Origin of the sequence: Comamonas sp. JUb58 (genome assembly GCF_004364775.1) — a bacterium.
In the GTDB taxonomy this organism is placed as follows: Bacteria; Pseudomonadota; Gammaproteobacteria; order Burkholderiales; family Burkholderiaceae_C; genus Comamonas.
In genome coordinates, this window is record NZ_SOAL01000002.1 from 34361 (window position 1) to 52830 (window position 18470).

An 18470-nucleotide genomic window follows, 5' to 3' on the forward strand; every position below is an offset into this window, starting at 1 on the left:
ATGCCCCCACGCCCTTCTGCCCCTGCACCCTTGCCCGCCGCCGAGCCCGCCAGTGCCGTCGTCACCCCAAACCCCTGGGAGCGCCTGCGCCAGTTCACCAGCGCCCGCATTGCGCTGGGCCGCGCCGGCACCAGCCTGCCCACGCGCGCGCATCTGGACTTTGCGCTGGCCCATGCCCAGGCGCGCATGGCCGTGCACACCGAGCTCGACATGGACCTGCTCGCCAACGCACTGCAGGCGATTGCCCCCCAGGGCCAGTCTGTTTTGCGCCTGCACAGTGCTGCGCAAGACCGCCCCACCTACCTGCAGCGGCCCGACCTGGGCCGACGCCTGGGTGCCGAGTCGCGCGCCTTGCTGCAAGGCCAGCCGCCCGCCCAGGCCGATGTGGTGTTTGTGGTCGCCGATGGCCTGTCATCGCTGGCGATCGAGCGCAATGCCCTGCCCTTTCTGCGCCAGATGCTGCCGGCGCTGGCCGAGCAATGGCGCGTCGGCCCGATCAGCCTGGTGCGCAATGCCCGGGTGGCGCTAGGCGACGAGATTGGTGCTGCCTTGGGCGCCTCGCTGGTGGTGGTGCTGATTGGCGAGCGCCCGGGCCTCAGCTCCCCGGACAGCATGGGTCTCTACATGACCTGGCAGCCCCGCCCGGGCATGACCGATGAGTCGCGCAACTGCATCTCCAATGTGCGCGAGCAGGGGCTGAGCTATGCGCAGGCGGTGCACAAGCTGCACTACCTGATGCAGCAGGCGCGCCAGCGCCAGCTCTCGGGCGTGCAGCTCAAGGACGAATCCGACACGCTGGCCGCGCCCGAGCAGGCCAGCCAGGCCTTTATGCTGGGCAACAGCGCGGTGCAGCCGCCGCGCTGACACCTGGGCGCCAGGCGGGCATGCGCCGCCGGTGCTTGTCTGCTAGGCTGGGGGTCTTGCCCCCGCCGCCGCCTGCCTCACCATGTCCGCCTCTGCCCTGTCGCTGCCTGCCGATCTCCAGTTCATCGAGCGCGGATGGCTGTCCGCCAACAATGCCGTGTTTGTGCGTGGCGTCACGGCGGTGGTCGATACCGGTTACTGCATCCATGCCGAGCAGACCGTGCATCTTGTCGAGGCCAGCCTGCAAGGCGCGCCGCTGCAGCGCATCGTCAACACCCATTTGCACAGCGACCACTGCGGCGGCAATGCCGCCTTGCAGCAGCGCTGGCCCCAGGCCCGCACCAGCATTGCGCCCGGCCATGCGCAGGCCGTCATCGATTGGGACGAGCACCAGCTGAGCTACCGCCCCACCGGCCAGGACTGCCCGCGCTTTCAGATGGACGAGGTGCTGCAGCCCGGCACCGACACCCCACTGGGCGAGCAGCGCTGGCAAATCCATGCCGCGCCCGGCCATGACCCGCATTCGGTGATTCTGTTCGAGCCCGCTTCGCGCATCCTGATCTCGGCCGATGCACTCTGGGAAAACGGCTTTGGCGTGGTCTTTCCGGAGATCGAGGGCACGGCGGCTTTTGACGAGGTGGCAGCCACCCTGGATGTGATCGAGCGCCTGCAGCCCCGCCTGGTGCTGCCTGGCCATGGCAGTGCCTTCAGCGATGTGGAGACTGCCCTGCAAACCGCGCGCCAGCGGCTGGAGCGCTTTGTGCAAAGCCCCGAGCGCCATGCGCTCTATGCTGCCAAGGTGCTGCTCAAGTACAAGCTGCTCGAATGGCAGCAGCTGCCTTTGGCACAAGTGCAGGCCTGGCTGGCCGCTACGCCCTATTACGGCCTGCTGCACCAGCGCTATTTTGCCGACCAGGAGCTGGCGCAGTGGCATGCATCGCTGGTGGCCGACCTGGAACGCTCAGGCGCCGCGCGGCGCGAGGGCGCGCTGCTGGTCAACCAGTAAGCACGCCCAAGGCCGGTCAAGGCAGCTCTTTGGACAGATCCGGTTCGCCCTCAGGCTTGGGGCCTACCGAGCCCAGGCGCGCGCGCAGCGACTGGGGCTGGCCGGTCAGAATCGCGGCATAGCTGGTGGTGTTGGAGAGCACCTTTTTCACATAGTCACGCGTCTCGGCAAAGGGCACGTTTTCGGCCCAGATGGCGCCATCCAGCACCGGGCCATTGCGCCAGTTGCGCGGCCGGCCGGGGCCGGCGTTGTAGCCGGCCGCCGCCAGGGCCATCGAGCCATCGAAATCGTCCAGCGCCAGCTTCAGGTAGGCGGTGCCCAAGGTGATATTGGTGTCGCGGTCGTTGATGCTGGCGGGCGTGAAATCGGTCATGCCGATCTTGCGGGCCGTCCAACGGGCGGTGGCCGGCATGATCTGCATCAGGCCCGAGGCACCAACGCCCGAGCGCGCATCCATGATGAAGCGGCTTTCCTGGCGGATCAGGCCATAGACATAGGCGGGATCCAGCCCGATCTCGCGCGAGCGGCTGACCACCGCATCCTTGAACGGCATGGGGTAGCGCTGGCCTACATCGACCACGGTCTTGGTGCGCTCGCTGGTGTTGATGCAGCGGTCCCAGATCTGGCGCTGGCAGGCCAGTTCGGCCGCAGCCAGCAGCTGGGCATCGTCCATGCCGCCGCGCTGGTGCAGATTGGTCATGTAGTTCCACTCGCGCACGCCTTCGCTGCGCAGCCCCAGCTGGATCGCATACAGCGCACGTGCCAGGCCTGCATTGCTGCGCACCGACTCACGCGCCTGCGCATCGATGGCCACCGGCTGCGAGGGGATGACGATGGGCTGGCCCAGCTCCTCCTGCGCCAGCTGTTCATAAAAGCCTTGCGAGCCTGCAATCTTCTGCAGCAGCTGGCGCGACTGCTGGGTCTGCGCCTCACTGATGCGGCCCGCCTGCAAGGCCTTGGCCTGCCAGTACATCCAGGTCGGGTCTTCGCGCTCCTCGGCGCTCATGGCCTCAATGCTCTTGCGTACCTGCTGCCATTGGCCTGCACGTAGTGCGGCACGGGTCTTCCAGGCCAGCAGGTCGTCGCTCAGGTTGGACTCCTTGCTCACCTTGGCAAAGCTGGCCATCGCGTCCGGCGACAGGCGCGTCGCCTGGGTCTTGCCGATCACCCCCCAGACCCAGTCGCGGCGCGGCTGCGTCAGCAGCTCGTTCCAGCGGCTTTCCATCAGGGTGGCTGCGCCATCGGGGTTGTCCGCGGCGATCTTGATCAGACCCAAGGTGGCCAGCTCCTGCTGTTCCTTGGACGATGTCTTGGCCTTGCTCGTCAAAAACTTGCTGGGCGACTGCAGCATGCTCGCAAAGGCGGGCAGCTGCATGGGGGCCACTACCTCCACCGCAGCGCGGGCGGCGCGGGGTCGGCCCGTCTCCATGGTCTGGCGCGCACGGCGCCAGATGTCGTCGGCCTGCAGACCTCCGGCCGAGAACAGCTCCGAGGCCGCCAGGTTGCAGCCGTCTTCCGAATCGCGCTGCGCATACCAGTTGCTCTTGACGGTCTCGGCCAAGGGATCGCGTTGGCCCCCCTTGGCCAGATCGATCACCGCCGCATAGCAGCGCAGCTCGCGGTCATCACCCATGCGGAAGGCCGGGTACATCGCATCAAAATTGCTCCAGTCGCGGCGCTGGCCCAGGAGGCGCAGCCAGTCGTTGCGCAAACGGTCTTCCTGGTAGGTGCCAGCCCAGCGGGTCAGAAAGGCCTGCACTTCGTCTTGCGTGGCCTCGCTCAGGCGGGCGCGCAGCTCCCAGTACGCAGCCCAGGGCTCCAGCACATGGCCGCGCGCGCCGGGCAAGAGCTGGGTCAGCTTGCTTTTTTCGCGCTTGCGAAAGGCCTGCTGCATGTCGACGATCACGTCATCGTTGACCATGCCGCTGCTCATCGACGGGCTCGACTGCAGTTGCACAGGCGTTTGTATCGACGCAGGCGCGGCCGTTGCGCCCTGCAAAATCGTCTGAGCAGCCAGCGGCAGCGCGCTACAGGCCAACAAGGCCGCCATCAAGGGGGTAAGAACATTCCGAGGCATAGCCGCTCCAGGTTGCAAGAAAGCGGCGCTATCCAGCGGCGCCCAAGTCATCCCTAAAATCATACACATCGCCTAACGCGTCAGCGGTCCCAAAGGCTGCAATACCCGGCCTCCTCTTACATGCGCTTACGGAAACTGCCCCAATATGTAAAAAAGCTATCTGGTTTTCACGGTAGTCAATTTGCTGGGAACGTCACTTTTGGCTGTCAGAATGGCTTACCCAGCGTGTTTCTGTAGGGATATTTGCAATGGATAAAAAAGCCGTACGCCAAGCGCTCATCGAACAGCGTCTGCATATGCCCGATCGTCTGGAGCGCGCCGAACAGCTCCAGCAAGTCTTGCGTTTTTGGCTGATGGAGCGCCAGGATGCCGTGATCGGCGCCTACTGGCCGATCAAGGGCGAGTTCGACCCGCTGCCCGCGCTGCACCGTTGGAAGGAAGACGGTGCGCTGATGGACGAGCCCAAGCTGCGCCGCATCGCCCTGCCGGTGGTGAACAAGCAGCACAAGACCTTGAGCTTCCACGCCTGGTACCCCGGCTGCCCGATGGAGATGGACGCCTACGACATCCCCAAGCCGCAAAATACCGAGCTGGTCGTGCCCACCCTGCTGTTTGTGCCTTGCGTGGGCTATGGCCCGGGTGGCTACCGCCTGGGCTATGGCGGCGGTTTTTATGACCGCACCCTGGCCGCCCTGGAGCCGCGCCCCTTCACCGTGGGGCTGGGCTTTACCAATGGCTTTGTCGATGACTTCGAGCCCGAAGCCCATGACCTGCCGCTGGACGCCATCCTCAATGACAACGGCGTGGTCTGGCCCCTGGGCGAATCCTGAGCAGACCCCCGGGCGGTCCTTTGTGGGGCCGCGCATACGGTATAAAGCGCAGATCAGCTTCATTCATCAAGTGGTCTAGATCATGCTGCAGCTTTATATCGGCAACAAAAATTATTCGTCCTGGTCCATGCGCGCCTGGGTGCTTCTGCGCCAGGCGGGCATTCCGTTTGAAGAGAAGTTTGTCCGTTTCGACGGCTTTGACAGCCAGTCGGAGTTCAAGCGCACGATGACGGCCCTCAGCCCCACGGGCACGGTGCCGCTGCTGCGCGATGGCGATATCAGCGTCTGGGACAGCCTGGCGATTGCCGAATATGCGGCCGAGCAATACCCAGAGAAGCAGCTCTGGCCCCAGGACAAGGCGGCCCGCGCCAGCGCCCGCAGCATCTGCGCCGAAATGCATGGCGGCTTCACGGCGCTGCGCAGCGCCTGCCCGATGAACATTGAGGCCGACCTGGCCGAGGTGGGCCGGATCGTCTGGCGCGATAATGCCGCCGTGCGCAAGAATGTCGAGCGCCTGTGCAGCATGTGGAGCCACCTGCTGGCCCAGCATGGCGGCCCCATGTTGTTTGACCAGTTCAGCATTGCCGATGCCTACTACGCACCGGTGTGCTCGCGCCTCAAAACCTACCAGCTGCCCATCCCCGGCGAGATCGCCGCCTATATCGAGCGCGTGCACCAGCTGCCAGGCGTCAAGGCCTGGATCGATGCGGCGCTGGCCGAGCAGGATTTTGTCGCGATGGACGAGCCCTACCGCGCGGAGCGCTGAGCACCGCCGGCCTTTGCGCAGTGTCTGGCGCCTTGCTGTTGGGGTGCCAGAGCACAGGCATCGGCCGCCTGGTGGTCAAAGCACTTGGGGCCGGTACACCCGCGCATCCAGCGGCGCATTGATGCTGATCAGGTAGACAAAACGCTCGTCTTCCGGCAGCAAGCGCTGGATCGCTTCAAACAGCTCGGCATGCGCCAGGTTCTGGCGCAGCAACGCTTCCACCTGGGTGGCATCCGTCGTCAAGGCGCTGCGGCGCAGTGCGCGCTCTGCAACCTCTTCGGCACCTAACAGCGCATGGACATAGACCAGCTCATGGGACATGGCCTGCCACTGCGCGGCAGACACCTGGCCACTGCGCAAGACATGGTCTTGCAGGGCCTCTTCGGTAGCGGATTGCTGGCTCTCGCGCTGCGCATCGTAGGCAGCCTGCCATTGCGGCTCGGTCAAGGTCGGCACAGTACTGCCCATCGCGGCGGCATCCTGCAAAGCCATGCGCTTCCAGGCCTCCAGGCCGGGCATGGGTTGGGACAGCTGATAGTCCATCATCTCCGCGTACATGCGGGCATTGAGCTGGCGCAGATTCTTGGGCGTGGCCGGCACCACCGCAGCTTGCAAGGGCCGCGCGTCCAGCCACTGCGCCAGGTCCTGCATGGCCGTATCGCGTGGAAACTGGCGGTACTGCACATGGCTGGGATAGTGCTCAGCATGGAACACCGGGTTGGTGCCCGCACCCAGCGCTGCGCCATTCTCATAAAACCGGACCACATCGGCGGAGAAGTAGCGGTCTGCCAGTTCCAGCACCAAGGCCAGACTGCCGTTCTGCGGATGCGTGCCCGCCCAGATCTTGACTCCGGGCATTTCATCCACCGAGTAGCGCCCGGCCGATGCATAGCCCAGCGCCTTGAACTCCTGCATCAGCTTCCGCACCTGCGGGTCGCTGAACTGCAGCTTATCCAACTGCATCGTTATGCGTGCCACCACGCCTTGCTGCGCGCTGCCCAGCGCCTGCACATGCTTAAGCATGCGCGAAAAATACCAGCGAATGCCGAACTTGAGCAGCACAAACAGACCGACAAACGTCAATACAATCGTCACCAGCACCACGCCAATGGTTGTCCACATAAATCCCTCCCTCTTTGTCTTATTTCGAATCAGCCCATTGGGCCAACCGATCAGCATAGCGAGGAAGTGCGGGTTATGCAAAGCGCTTATCTGACTAACAAATACATCAATGCTCAACAGCGATCCAGGCGCGAATCCGCTGAGGGGAAAGAAAAGCGCCTACCGATGGGCGAACCATCGCTAGGCGCTATGTACAAGAGCTCCCTCTGTGCTCAGATGCCCTTAGATGCCCTTGGACGAGGGGTTGGCAAAGGCATCGCGCGTTTCGGCATTCAGCGGGTAGTTGATATTGATGCCCTTGGGCGCAATCGGCGACATGAACCAGCGGTTGTAGAGCTTTTCCATCTCGCCCGATTGCATCAGGCCCGAGACGGTATCGTCCACCAGCTGCTTGAAGGCAGGGTCATCATTGCGCAGCATCAGCGCCTGGTTCTCGGTGCGCAGGCTCTCGCCCACGATCTCGTAGTTCTGCGGATCACGCGCATTGGCGATCTGGCCGGCCAGCAGGATGTCGTCCAGCACAAAGGCGGCGGCCTTGTCGCCCTGCACCAGCAGGAAGGACTCGGTATGGTCCTTGCCCGGCACATTGGTGATGTCGAGCTTGCTGGCCCGGTCGGCCTGGCGCAGCAGGCGGAACGAGGTGGTGCCGGTGGTGGTGGCGACCGACTTGCCCTGCAGATCGGCAATGCTCTTGATGCCCGAGCTCTTCTTGACCAGCATGCGCACGTTGTAGCGGAAGATGTCCGGCGAGAAGGCCACCTGCTTTTGGCGCTCCACCAGGTTGGTGGTTGAGCCGCATTCCAGATCCACCGTGCCGTTTTGCACCAGCGGAATGCGGTTGGCCGAGGTGACGGCCTGGTAGTTCACCTTCAGCTCCGGCAGCTGGAGCCTGGTTTTGATCCCATCCAGGATGTGTGCGCAGATGTCCATGCTGTAGCCGATGGGCTTGAGGTTGGCATCCAGGTAGGAGAAGCCGAACGAGGCCTCGCGGTAGCCCAGGGTGATGGCGCCCGAGCTCTTGATCTTGTCCAGTGTGCTGCTGCTTTGCGCCATCGCGCCCATGGAAGCCAGCACCAGCGCAGCCAGCGCCACCGCGCGCTTCACACCCATTTTTCCTTGCATATCCATGATCCTCCTGGCACCCCGTCGGTACCGGCCAATGCCTTGCGGCGTTTTAGAACTTTTGCTCCTTTTTTATTTTTTTTGGATCATATGTTCCATATCGCACAATAGCTACCCGTGATTTCCCTAAATCTGAAGAAAGACCCGCCGCCATGGGCGTAATCGACCAATTGCGAGACCGCTTTGCCTCCCTGAGCCCCTCGCTGCAGCAAGTGGCGCGCTATGTGCTCGACCACCCCAACGATGTGGTGACGCAATCGATGCGCACCGTGGGCCAGCATGCCCAGGTGCCGCCCACTACCTTGGTGCGCTTTGCCCAGACCTGCGGCTTTGAAGGATGGAACCCCTTCAAGCAGGCCTTGACCGCCGACATGGGACTGGCCAGCGAAGCGGGCAACCAGTATGGCGAGCGGGCCCGCAGCCTGATGGGCCGCGCGCGCGACAAGCAGCTGACCGCCGAGATGTTTGCCATGCAGCGCAGCAACCTCGACCTGACCGAGCAGCACAGTGCAGCGCGCCTGGTGACCGCCGCCAAGCTGCTGGAGAAGGCCGACCAGGTGCATGTGATGGGCATGCGCGCCTGCTTTCCGGTGGCCTTTTCGCTGGTCTATGTCTACCGCCTGTTTCGCCGCTCGGTGCATCTGCTCGAAGGCATGGGCGGCGTGCGCGAGATGCAGCTGCGCGCGATCGACCAGGGCGATGTGCTCGTCGCCATCAGCTTTGCGCCCTACTCGCAAGAAACCGTGCATGCGGTGGAACTGGCCCGTGCGCGGGGCTGCAAGGTACTGGCCTTGACCGACAGCCTGGCCTCGCCGCTGTCGCTGGCGGCCGACGAGACCCTGCTGTTTGCGGTCAACAGCCCCTCCTTCTTTCCCTCCGTCACCGCTGCCCAGGCGCTGTCGGAATCGCTGCTGGAAGTGCTGGTCAGCCGCGCAGGCCCGCAGGCGGTGGCCCGCATCGAGTCGGCCGAAGGCGAGCTGCACGACAGCGGCGTCTATGTGCAGCCGGTACGCAAGTAAACTCGCAGGATGAAAACTTATATGGTCGGCGGCGCAGTGCGGGACCGCCTCTTGGGGCTGCCGGTGAATGACCACGACTGGGTGGTCGTGGGCTCCACACCCGAGGCCATGCTGGCCCAGGGCTTTGTGCCGGTCGGCAAGGATTTCCCGGTCTTTCTGCATCCCCGCACGCATGAGGAGTATGCGCTGGCCCGCACCGAGCGCAAGTCCGGCCGGGGTTACCGGGGCTTCAGCATCGCTACCTCGCCCGATGTGACCCTGGAGCAGGACCTGGCCCGGCGTGACCTGACCGTCAATGCGATGGCCGCCCCGGTCGACTGGAATGGCAGCGACCCCGTCACCGACCCCTATGGCGGCCAGGCCGATCTACAGGCCCGGGTGCTGCGCCATGTGACCGATGCCTTCCGCGAAGACCCCGTGCGCATCTTGCGCCTGGCGCGCTTTGCGGCACGCTTCCATGACTTCTCCGTCGCCCCAGAAACCGTTGCCTTGATGCGCCAGATGGTCGCCGACGGCGAGGTCGATGCGCTGGTGCCTGAGCGCGTCTGGCAAGAGCTGGCACGCGGCCTGATGGAGGCCCGGCCCTCACGCATGTTCGAGGTGCTGCGCGATTGCGGCGCCCTCGCCCGCCTGCTGCCCGAGCTGGACCGCCTCTGGGGCGTTCCCCAGCGCGCCGACTACCACCCCGAGGTGGATACCGGCATCCATGTGATGATGGTGCTGGACCGCGCCGCCCAGCTGGATGCGCCGCTGCCCGTGCGCTGGGCCTGCCTGGCGCATGACCTGGGCAAAGGCACGACACCAGCCGATGTGCTGCCCCGCCACATCGGCCATGAGGAGCGCAGCGTCGACCTGGCCCGCCAGGTACAACAGCGCCTGCGCGTGCCCAGCGACTGCGCCGAGCTGGCGCTGATGGTCGCCGCCGAGCACGGCAATATCCACCGCAGCTCCGGCATTGCCGCCGCTGCCGTGGTGCGCCTGCTGGAGCGCTGCGACGCCTTTCGCAAACCCGAACGCTTTACGCAGGCGCTGCTGGCCTGCCAGTGCGATGCGCAGGGGCGGCTGGGTCTGGAAGACGAACCCTATCCGCAACGCGCGCAGCTATTGCGCCTGCTGACCGCCGCGCAGGCCGTCAGCACCAAGGAGGTGGCAGAACGCGCCGCCCGCACCGGCCGCAAAGGTGCCGAGATTGGCGCGATGGTGCATGAGGCGCGCTGCCAGGCGGTGGCACAGGCCTTGGCCGTGGAGGCCTGATGGCATTTGGAGACAGATGGGTACCTGCGCTGTATGTGCGCATCGCCCCTGATGCGGTCGAGATCCGCAGCAGCAACAGCGATTTGGTATGGAGCGATGAGGCCATCATTGCGTTGGTTGCCGGCCCCAAAACCCAGATCCTGGCCTTGGGAGCGACAGCAAGACTGGCCGTGGCACAAACTACAGCTGCGTTTTTGCGCGAACCTTTTGATCACCCGCGCTGCCTGATCAGCGATTATTTGGTGGCTGAAGTGTTTCTGAAACATGCCATACGGTCCTATCGCAAGCGTACACAGCGCTGGTTCAGCCCTGCAGCACACTTGCTATTGCACCCTTGCCCTTCGCCTGCCCAGGCGGTTGGGCGTATGACCCAGGTCGAGCAACGCGCCTGGCGCGAGCTCGGTGAGCGCTGTGGCGCCCGCAAGGTGGATCTGATTGACCCCCTGGCGGACGAGGAAGATATTCAAAAGCTGCTGCGAGATTGGCCTGTCCTCGGCTAGGCCTTCAAGCCGGTGGTGCTGGCACCGAATGCAGCAGCACCGGCACATCGCCATCGCCGTTGACGCTTTCCAGCTGCACCCCAAAGCCCCACAACCGCGCGGCATGCTTGAGCACTTCCTGCACATCATCTGACAGCGGGCGGCCCTGGTACTGGGTGTGGCGCAGGGTCAGGCAGCGGTCGCCGCGCAGGTTCACGTTCCAGACCTGAATATTGGGCTCGCGCGCGCCCAGGTCGTACTGCTGTGACAGGGTCTGGCGCAGGTTGCGGTAGCCGTCTTCGTTGTGGATGGCGCTGACGAGCAGCTCGCGTTCGCTGGCGTCGTCATGGATGGAGAACAGGCGCATGTCGCGCATCAGCTTGGGGCTCAGGTACTGGCCGACAAAGCTCTCGTCCTTGTAGTTCTGCATGGCATGGTGCAGCGCCGGCAGCCAGGGCGTGCCGGCCAGATCGGGGAACCAGCGCCGGTCTTCGTCGGTCGGGTGCTCGCAGATGCGCTGGATGTCGCGGTACATTGCAAAGCCCAGCGCATAGGGGTTGATGCCGCTGTAGGCGCGGTGGCCGGCAGGCGGCTGGTAGATCACATTGGTGTGCGACGACAGCCATTCGATCATCACGCCATCGGTGAGCCAGCCCTCGTCATACAAGGTGTTGAGCAAGGTGTAATGCCAGAAGGTGGCCCAGCCCTCGTTCATCACCTGGGTCTGGCGCTGCGGGTAGAAGTACTGGGCAATCTTGCGCACAATGCGCACCACCTCGCGCTGCCATGGCTCCAGCAGCGGGGCGTTCTTCTCGATGAAGTACAGCAGGTTCTCTTCCGGCTCCTTGGGAAAGCGCTCATGGTGCTGGGCCGGGCTGTTCTTGTCCGGGCGGGCCGGCAAGGTGCGCCACAGCTCGTTGACCTGCTGCTGGGCATAGGCCTCACGCTGCTCGCGCTCGGCACGCTCGCGCGCCAGAGTCTTCTTGGAGGGGCGGCGGTAGCGGTCCACTCCCAGGTTGGCCAGCGCATGGCAGGAATCCAGCCACTGCTCCACCGTGTCAATACCGTGCTTCTCTTCGCACTGCGCGATGAAGTCGCGCGCATACACCAGGTAGTCAATGATGCTGCCCGCATCTGTCCACATGCCAAACAGGTAATTGCCTTTGAAGAAGCTGTTGTGCCCATAGGCCGCATGGGCAATCACCAGCGCCTGCATGGCGGTGGTGTTTTCCTCCATCAGATAGCTGATACAGGGGTTGGAGTTGATGACGATCTCATAGGCCAGGCCCATATGGCCGCGGCGGTAGCGGCGCTCGGTGGCCAGAAACTCCTTGCCATAGCTCCAGTGCCGGTAGCCCACGGGCATGCCGACGCTGGCATAGGCGTCCATCATCTGCTCCGCCGAGATCACCTCCAGCTGGTTCGGGTAGGTATCCAGCCCATAGCGCTCGGCCGTCGCGGCAATCGCGGCGTGGTAGCGCTCGATCAGCTCGAAGGTCCAGTCGCTCGGGTCGGGCAAGGGCTGGTTCGGGCGCTGGCCCGCAGGCCGGGGCGTGGCCGGCACATCGCGCTGGGAGCGGTCTCCGGAAAACGGCACTTTCCAATGCGGGGAGCCCTTGCGCCGTGCGAGCACGGGGTATTGCGACGGGTTCATACCGTTACCCCTTCCTTCTTGAACAGATCGCGGAACACCGGGTAGATATCACCGGGCTCCGCCACCTTGCGCATCGCGAAATGCGGGAACAGCGGCAGCAACTGGCTGTACTCCTGCCAGAGGCTTTGCTCATCCGGGGCCACCTGCACATAGGCAAAGTAGCGCGCCAACGGCAGGATCTTTTCCGCCAGCAGGTTGCGGCAGTTGCCGCCATCGTCGCCAAAGTTGTCGCCGTCACTGGCCTGGGCCACGTAGATGTTCCAGTCCGCCACCGGGTAGCGTGCGCTGATGACTTGGTCAAGCAGCACCAGCGCGCTGCTGACCACGGTGCCGCCGCTTTCGGTGGAATGGAAGAACTCGTCCTCGCCCACCTCGGCCGCCTGGGTGTGGTGGCGGATGAAGACGATCTCGATCTTCTCGTAATGGCGGGTGAGAAACAGGTAGAGCAGGATGAAGAAGCGCTTGGCCAGGTCCTTGCGCGACTGGTCCATCGAGCCCGAGACATCCATCACGCAGAACATCACCGCCTGGCTGCTGGGCTCGGGCACCTTGGTGCGGCTGCGAAAGCGCAGGTCCAGCGGATCCAGAAAGGCTACCTTGCCCATGCGCGCCTGCAGCCCGGCAATGCGCTGCTGCAGCTCGGCCACTGCTTCGCTGGTGCCGTCATCCTGCGCCAGCAGGTCTGCCAGCGCATCTTGCAGTTCCTTGAGCTCGCGGTTGGGCGCCTTGGTCAGCGCAATGCGCCGGCCTAGCGCGCCGCGCATGGTGCGCAGCACGGCCAGGTTGTGCGGCGTGCCGTCGTGGCTGTAGCCGGCCCGGCGCGTCTTGTACTGCAAGGTGCTGGCGATATGGGTGCGCAGCAGGCGCGGCAAGGCCAGGTCTTCAAAGAAGAGCTCCATGAACTCTTCCTTGGTCAGGGTAAAGGTAAAGTCGTCCTCACCCTCCCCGCTGTCACTGGCCTGGGAGCCACCACCACCGCCCGCGCCGCCCTGGGGCCGCGCAATGCGGTCACCCCGCACATGCTCGGTGTTGCCCGGGTGCACGGTGTCGCGCACACCCCCTTGCCCATGGTGAAAGATGGGCTCCTGGATGTCTTTGCGCGGAATGGTGATGTTCTCGGCCTGCTCGATATGGCGGATATCGCGCTTGGCCACGGCGCGGCGCACCGCGTCGGCAATCTGCGTCTTGTAGCGGCGCACAAAGCGCTCGCGGTTGCCCACCGACTTGTTCTTGCCGGCGAGCCTGCGGTCGATGATTTGCAATGCCATCTATGCCCCCATCCATGACCCGGCTCGTTCGGTGCCGGCGCGCCGTTCTAGTCTGCGTCAGCTGCTCTTGCGCACACGCAGGTACCACTCGCACAGCAGGCGCACCTGCTTGGGCGTGTAGCCCTTGGCTTCCATGCGGGTGACAAAGTCTTCGTGCTTACGTGCATCCTCGGCACTGGCCTTGGCGTTGAAGCTGATGACGGGTAGCAGCTCTTCGGTGTTGGAGAACATCTTCTTCTCGATCACCAGGCGCAGCTTCTCGTAACTGGTCCAGCTGGGGTTCTTGCCCTGGTTGTTGGCACGCGCGCGCAGCACGAAGTTGACGATCTCGTTGCGGAAATCCTTCGCATTGGCGATGCCGGCGGGCTTTTCCACCTTCTCCAGCTCGGCATTGAGCGCATTGCGGTCGAACACCTCGCCGGTGTCGGTGTCGCGGTACTCACTGTCCTGGATCCAGTAGTCGGCATAGGTGACATAGCGGTCAAAGATGTTCTGGCCGTACTCGCTGTAGCTTTCCAGATAGGCCGTCTGGATTTCCTTGCCGATGAACTCGGCGTAGTGAGGTGACAGGTACTCCTTGATGTAGCCGGTGTACTTGGTCTCCAGCTCGGCGGGGAACTGCTCGCGCTCGATCTGCTGCTCCAGCACATACATCAGGTGCACCGGGTTGGCCGCCACCTCGGTGCTGTCGTAGTTGAAGACCTTGGACAGGATCTTGAACGCAAAGCGGGTGGAGATGCCGGACATGCCCTCGTCAACCCCGGCGTAGTCGCGGTACTCCTGGTAGCTCTTGGCGCGCGGGTCGGTGTCCTTGAGGCTTTCGCCGTCGTAGACCTGCATCTTGCTGAAGATGCTGGAGTTCTCGGGCTCCTTGAGCCGTGTGAGCACCGCAAACTGCGCCATCATCTTCAAGGTGCCGGGCGCGCAGACCGCGCTGGCCAGCGAGGATTCGCGAATCAGCTTTTCGTAGATGCGCACTTCCTCCGATACCCGCAGGCAGTACGGCACCTTGACGATATAGACCCGATCGAGAAAAGCCTCGTTGTTGCGGTTGTTGCGGAAGGCCTTCCACTCGCTCTCATTGCTGTGGGCCAGCACCATGCCATCAAAGGGGATGGCGCCAAAGCCTTCGGTGCCCTTGTAATTGCCTTCCTGGGTGGCGGTCAGCAAGGGGTGCAGCACCTTGATCGGCGCCTTGAACATTTCGACAAACTCCAGCAGGCCCTGGTTGGCCAGGCACAGGCCGCCCGAGTAGCTGTAGGCATCGGTGTCGTCCTGGGCAAAGTTCTCCAGCTTGCGGATATCGACCTTGCCGACCAGGCTGGAAATGTCCTGGTTGTTCTCGTCGCCCGGCTCGGTCTTGGCCACGCCCACCTGGCGCGAGATGCTGGGGTAACGCTTGACGACCCGGAACTGGCGGATATCGCCACCGTATTCATCGAGCCGCTTGACCGCCCAGGGCGAGAGCACATGGTTGAGGCAGCGGCGCGGAATGCCGAACTGCTCTTCGAGCACCGGACCGTCCTCGATCGGGTCGAAAAGTGCCAGTGGCGACTCATTGACCGGCGAGCCCTTGAGCGAGTAGAACGGCACCTTCTGCATCAGGTATTTCAGGCGCTCGGCGATGGAGCTCTTTCCGCCCCCCACCGGGCCCAGCAGGTAGAGGATCTGCTTGCGCTCTTCCAATCCCTGTGCAGCATGGCGGAAGAAGCTCACCACCTGCTCGATGGAGTCTTCCATGCCATAGAACTCGGCAAATGCGGGGTAGCGGCGGATCACCTTGTTGGCAAACAGGCGCGAGAGGTGGGGATCGTTGCGGGTGTCGATCATCTCCGGCTCGCCGATCGCCGCGAGCATGCGGTGTGCGGCGCCCTCGTAGACCATCGGGTCGCGCTGGCACAAAGCAAGAAACTCGTCGAGCGACATTTCCTCTTCGCGCAGGCGCACGTAGCGGGCGGCAGAGTTGCTGATGACATCCATACGACCTCCGTGGCGGCACCAAAGGGGCTGACCGTGCCGCAAACTTGTTAGGACCCCTCTGCAAAACTCTCTGCCGTGGTCGGAATGCGTCCATACCATTTGGCGAGGGTTTTGCAGAGCCTCCCTAGGCAACCGTTATCGTGACTTGGTTTTAGCACCTTAGCGGCGCTTTGACCAGATCACATGTCCTACACACGGATGACCACAATGCAGGCAATATTTCTGGTTACGGCGCCAGCAGCCGCGCCGGTCTCCGATACACTTTCCCACCCTCTCAGCAGCGCGCAGCCGCACCCTCCCCGCATGGCCGCAATGGCCCCATTTGGCGGCTGAAGACGGCAAGGCGCCCCGCCTGCATCGTCATAAAAACGACACAACAGCGTCATGCCTCTGCCATGGTCGCCGCCGATACTCGCTGCGCACCACAGAGTATGTTGGCCCGGATCTCTCATGGGCCTCTGTGGTGCATCCAACACTACATAACACCCCACGGAGTTACCGATATGAGCGCAGTGCTGACCTCGCGTCGCCGTCTTTTGCAATTTCTGGGCAGCGCACCATTGCTGCCTTTGTCCGGCTCCCTGTCTGCAGCAGGCCTGCTGACCGCCTGTGGCGGCGGTGGTGACGACGATGGCCCAACGGCCGCGTTCAAGTCGGTGAGCTTCTCCAACATGGCAGCGCCCAACCTGACCAACCCCGCAGCGATGGCGACGACCTCGACCACGGCTGTGATGACCATCCTGTACGCCGACGACAGCAAGCGCGAAGTGGCGCTGGCCTATGAGTCCTTCTTCGTGACCGGCGACATGGTTGCCGACGGCAAGGGCGGCAAGATCCTGGCTGGCGGCTACTACGACATCAACAACCAGCCGATCATGGACAACTCCGTGGCTGGCAGCGAGCGCCACTTCTTCTCCGACTGCCCCGATGGCTCCTCGATCATCCAGGTCGCCGATGCCAAGGTGGACGGCGTCAAGGGCAAGCCCGTGTTTGCCGTGGTGCAGTTCGAGTACACCTCCAAAGACCAGTCCGGCGCCGATGCCTACGGCACCCTGCCTTCGCCCATCGCCGTGCTGACCCTGGACCAAGACCAGGACACCGGCAAGCTGAGCCTGGTCAAGTACCACAACGTGGACATGTCCAAGGCCCACGGCCTGTGGATCACCTGCGGCGCCAGCCTCTCGCCCTGGAACACCCACCTGTCCAGCGAAGAGTACGAACCCGATGCCTTCACCGCTGCCAGCTCGGCCCAGTTCAAGGCCTTCAGCAAGCACGTGTACGGCAACGAAACCACGGCCAACCCTTACCACTACGGCCACCTGCCAGAAATCACCGTCAACAAGGACGGCACCGGCACGGTCAAGAAGCATTACTGCCTGGGTCGCATCTCGCACGAGCTGATCCATGTGATGCCCGACAACCGCACCGCGCTGATGGGTGATGACTACACCAACGGTGGTCTGTTCATGTTCGTGGCCGACAAGGAAAAAGACCTGTCCGCCGGCAACCTGTACGTCGCGCATTACACCGACGTGCTGACCGACACCTCGACCGCCAAGATGGAGTGGATCCACCTGGGCCACGCCACCAGCGCCGAGATCGAAGCGCTGGCCAACAGCCTCAAGCCCAGCGACATCATGGAGTCGCTGACTGCCGACCCACAGGACCCCAGCTACACCGCGGTGTTCCTGGACGGCAAGGCCGCCTGGCTCAAGCTCAAGCCCGGCATGGAAAAGGCTGCCGCTTTCCTGGAAACCCACCGCTACGCCAACCTGGTTGGCGGCTCGATGGCCTTCACCAAGATGGAAGGCACCACCGTCAACATCAAGGACAAGGTTGCCTACTCGGCACTGGCCAACATCCAGACCTCGATGATCAACGGTGACAAGGCCTGGAATGCCAAGCACAACGTGACCTTCCCCAAGACCGTGAAGGCCGGCGGCGTGCTGGCCCACAATCTGGGCGGCGGCATCAAGGACCGCCAAGGCGCCACTATCAACAGCGAATGGGTGCCACAGCAATCGCACATGCTGATGATGGGCGAGGACATTGCCGCTGACGCACTGGGCAACACCTCCAACCCCGACAAGATCGCCAGCCCGGACAACCTGAAGTTCTCCGAAAAGATGCGCACCCTGTTCATCGGCGAAGACAGCGGCAACCACGTGAACAACTTCCTGTGGGCCTACAACGCCGACACCAAGCAACTGTCGCGCATCCTGTCGACGCCTGCGGGTGCCGAATCCACCGGCCTGCACGCCGTGGACGAAGCCAACGGCTGGACCTACATCATGAGCAACTTCCAGCACCCTGGTGACTGGAGCGCGCTGCACGCCAAGATCAAGGACCAGCTCGATCCGCTGATCAACGCCAACTACAAGAACAAGTTTGGCGCCTCGGTGGGTTACCTGACCGGCACCCCGCAAGCTGTGAAGCTGTAAGTGCATGCAGAGAGCGCGTGGCCACTCGCGCGCTCTCTTCACAACGAAAATGCCATCCTGACGGATGGCATTTTTTCTTGGGGCAGTGCGTTTACAAGACCGACTGCAGCCAGCGCACGATCTCACCGGGCGGCAGCGCGCCAGAGATGCGTGCGGCCTCATGCCCGCCCTTGAACACCACCATGGTCGGAATGCTGCGGATATTGAAGGGCTGGGCGACGTGTGGATAGGCCTCGGTATCGAGCTTGGCAAAGCGCAGCTGCGGCTCCAGCTGTTTGGCGGCCAGCGCATAGCCAGGGGCCATCTGCAGGCAGGGGCCGCACCAGGGCGCCCAGAAATCCACCACCACGGGGATGTGGTTGCGCCCCAGCTGCTTGGCAAAACTGTCGGCATCCAGCGCGACCGGCTCGCCGCTGAACAAGGGCTGGTGGCAGCTGCCGCAATCGGGCTGCTGGGCCAGCTGCGCGCGCTGCACGCGGTTGGTGGTATGGCAATGGGGGCACACGATGTGCAAGCGGTCTTCCGTCATGGGGCAATCTCCTGCTGCCCATCATAGGCAGACCTTGAAGGTGCAGGTGCAGGCCAAGG

General features: G+C 63.6%; 15 protein-coding genes. 8 read left to right on the forward strand and 7 right to left on the reverse strand.

The window, feature by feature from the left end; all coding sequences use genetic code 11:
• Both eutC and EDF71_RS02425 read left to right on the forward strand, forming a co-directional pair.
• Entirely contained in the window at positions 1 to 864 is an 864-nt protein-coding gene (eutC, locus tag EDF71_RS02420) for an ethanolamine ammonia-lyase subunit EutC (protein ID WP_133855052.1), read from the forward strand.
• 82 nt (positions 865 to 946) lie between these two features.
• Complete coding sequence (locus tag EDF71_RS02425) at positions 947 to 1870, forward strand: MBL fold metallo-hydrolase (protein ID WP_133855053.1); 924 nt, start codon at positions 947 to 949, stop codon at positions 1868 to 1870.
• Between the two features lie 16 nt (positions 1871 to 1886).
• Here EDF71_RS02425 and EDF71_RS02430 read toward each other — a convergent pair whose 3' ends face one another.
• The gene (locus tag EDF71_RS02430; RefSeq protein WP_133855247.1) at positions 1887 to 3803 is read right to left on the reverse strand and encodes a lytic transglycosylase domain-containing protein; all 1917 of its coding nucleotides are present in this window, start codon (positions 3801 to 3803) and stop codon (positions 1887 to 1889) included.
• 392 nt (positions 3804 to 4195) lie between these two features.
• Between EDF71_RS02430 and EDF71_RS02435 the strand changes: the two genes are divergently transcribed.
• On the forward strand, positions 4196 to 4777 hold the full coding sequence (locus EDF71_RS02435; protein WP_133855054.1) for a 5-formyltetrahydrofolate cyclo-ligase: 582 nt from the start codon (positions 4196 to 4198) through the stop codon (positions 4775 to 4777).
• A gap of 82 nt (positions 4778 to 4859) precedes the next feature.
• Entirely contained in the window at positions 4860 to 5543 is a 684-nt protein-coding gene (locus EDF71_RS02440; RefSeq protein WP_133855055.1) for a glutathione S-transferase family protein, read from the forward strand.
• A 75-nt stretch (positions 5544 to 5618) separates the two neighbouring features.
• On the opposite strand, the gene EDF71_RS02445 is transcribed toward EDF71_RS02440, so the two are convergent.
• Positions 5619 to 6665 (reverse strand): hypothetical protein, encoded by a 1047-nt coding sequence (locus EDF71_RS02445; RefSeq protein ID WP_133855056.1) that lies wholly within the window; start codon positions 6663 to 6665, stop codon positions 5619 to 5621.
• 222 nt (positions 6666 to 6887) lie between these two features.
• A complete protein-coding gene (locus tag EDF71_RS02450; protein WP_243854157.1) occupies positions 6888 to 7727 on the reverse strand; it encodes an amino acid ABC transporter substrate-binding protein in 840 nt (279 codons plus the stop codon).
• A gap of 212 nt (positions 7728 to 7939) precedes the next feature.
• Between EDF71_RS02450 and EDF71_RS02455 the strand changes: the two genes are divergently transcribed.
• Genes EDF71_RS02455 through EDF71_RS02465 form a run of 3 tightly spaced genes read left to right on the forward strand, consistent with a single transcriptional unit; the run spans position 7940 to position 10560 of the window.
• On the forward strand, positions 7940 to 8806 hold the full coding sequence (locus EDF71_RS02455; protein ID WP_133855058.1) for a MurR/RpiR family transcriptional regulator: 867 nt from the start codon (positions 7940 to 7942) through the stop codon (positions 8804 to 8806).
• Between the two features lie 9 nt (positions 8807 to 8815).
• Positions 8816 to 10060 (forward strand): multifunctional CCA addition/repair protein, encoded by a 1245-nt coding sequence (locus EDF71_RS02460; RefSeq protein WP_133855059.1) that lies wholly within the window; start codon positions 8816 to 8818, stop codon positions 10058 to 10060.
• A complete protein-coding gene (locus tag EDF71_RS02465) occupies positions 10060 to 10560 on the forward strand; it encodes a rod shape-determining protein (RefSeq protein ID WP_133855060.1) in 501 nt (166 codons plus the stop codon). The genes EDF71_RS02460 and EDF71_RS02465 overlap by 1 nt, the downstream gene beginning before the upstream one ends.
• Before the next feature lie 4 nt (positions 10561 to 10564).
• On the opposite strand, the gene EDF71_RS02470 is transcribed toward EDF71_RS02465, so the two are convergent.
• From EDF71_RS02470 to EDF71_RS02480, 3 genes are read right to left on the reverse strand one after another with little or no spacing between them, the layout of a single operon-like run.
• Positions 10565 to 12193, reverse strand: a complete 1629-nt coding sequence (locus tag EDF71_RS02470) for a SpoVR family protein (protein ID WP_133855061.1) — start codon at positions 12191 to 12193, stop codon at positions 10565 to 10567.
• Complete coding sequence (locus tag EDF71_RS02475; protein WP_133855062.1) at positions 12190 to 13461, reverse strand: YeaH/YhbH family protein; 1272 nt, start codon at positions 13459 to 13461, stop codon at positions 12190 to 12192. The genes EDF71_RS02470 and EDF71_RS02475 overlap by 4 nt, the downstream gene beginning before the upstream one ends.
• Positions 13462 to 13518: 57 nt before the next feature.
• Positions 13519 to 15441 carry a PrkA family serine protein kinase gene (locus tag EDF71_RS02480; RefSeq protein ID WP_133855063.1) on the reverse strand — a complete coding sequence of 641 codons (1923 nt, stop codon included), beginning with the start codon at positions 15439 to 15441 and terminating at the stop codon, positions 13519 to 13521.
• Between the two features lie 503 nt (positions 15442 to 15944).
• Here EDF71_RS02480 and EDF71_RS02485 point away from each other — a divergent pair.
• Positions 15945 to 17882, forward strand: a complete 1938-nt coding sequence (locus EDF71_RS02485) for an alkaline phosphatase PhoX (RefSeq protein WP_133855064.1) — start codon at positions 15945 to 15947, stop codon at positions 17880 to 17882.
• Positions 17883 to 17973: 91 nt separating this feature from the next.
• On the opposite strand, the gene trxC is transcribed toward EDF71_RS02485, so the two are convergent.
• The gene (gene trxC / locus EDF71_RS02490) at positions 17974 to 18411 is read right to left on the reverse strand and encodes a thioredoxin TrxC (protein ID WP_133855065.1); all 438 of its coding nucleotides are present in this window, start codon (positions 18409 to 18411) and stop codon (positions 17974 to 17976) included.
• Between the last annotated feature and the right edge of the window lie 59 nt (positions 18412 to 18470).

Coding starts and splice junctions, on each gene's coding strand:
- eutC (WP_133855052.1), top strand. CDS start 1: ATGCCCCCACGCCCTTCTGCCCCTGCACCCTTGCCCGCCGCCGAGCCC.
- EDF71_RS02425 (WP_133855053.1), top strand. CDS start 947: ATGTCCGCCTCTGCCCTGTCGCTGCCTGCCGATCTCCAGTTCATCGAG.
- EDF71_RS02430 (WP_133855247.1), bottom strand. CDS start 3,803: ATGAGCAGCGGCATGGTCAACGATGACGTGATCGTCGACATGCAGCAG.
- EDF71_RS02435 (WP_133855054.1), top strand. CDS start 4,196: ATGGATAAAAAAGCCGTACGCCAAGCGCTCATCGAACAGCGTCTGCAT.
- EDF71_RS02440 (WP_133855055.1), top strand. CDS start 4,860: ATGCTGCAGCTTTATATCGGCAACAAAAATTATTCGTCCTGGTCCATG.
- EDF71_RS02445 (WP_133855056.1), bottom strand. CDS start 6,665: ATGTGGACAACCATTGGCGTGGTGCTGGTGACGATTGTATTGACGTTT.
- EDF71_RS02450 (WP_243854157.1), bottom strand. CDS start 7,727: ATGGGCGCGATGGCGCAAAGCAGCAGCACACTGGACAAGATCAAGAGC.
- EDF71_RS02455 (WP_133855058.1), top strand. CDS start 7,940: ATGGGCGTAATCGACCAATTGCGAGACCGCTTTGCCTCCCTGAGCCCC.
- EDF71_RS02460 (WP_133855059.1), top strand. CDS start 8,816: ATGAAAACTTATATGGTCGGCGGCGCAGTGCGGGACCGCCTCTTGGGG.
- EDF71_RS02465 (WP_133855060.1), top strand. CDS start 10,060: ATGGCATTTGGAGACAGATGGGTACCTGCGCTGTATGTGCGCATCGCC.
- EDF71_RS02470 (WP_133855061.1), bottom strand. CDS start 12,193: ATGAACCCGTCGCAATACCCCGTGCTCGCACGGCGCAAGGGCTCCCCG.
- EDF71_RS02475 (WP_133855062.1), bottom strand. CDS start 13,461: ATGGCATTGCAAATCATCGACCGCAGGCTCGCCGGCAAGAACAAGTCG.
- EDF71_RS02480 (WP_133855063.1), bottom strand. CDS start 15,441: ATGGATGTCATCAGCAACTCTGCCGCCCGCTACGTGCGCCTGCGCGAA.
- EDF71_RS02485 (WP_133855064.1), top strand. CDS start 15,945: ATGAGCGCAGTGCTGACCTCGCGTCGCCGTCTTTTGCAATTTCTGGGC.
- trxC (WP_133855065.1), bottom strand. CDS start 18,411: ATGACGGAAGACCGCTTGCACATCGTGTGCCCCCATTGCCATACCACC.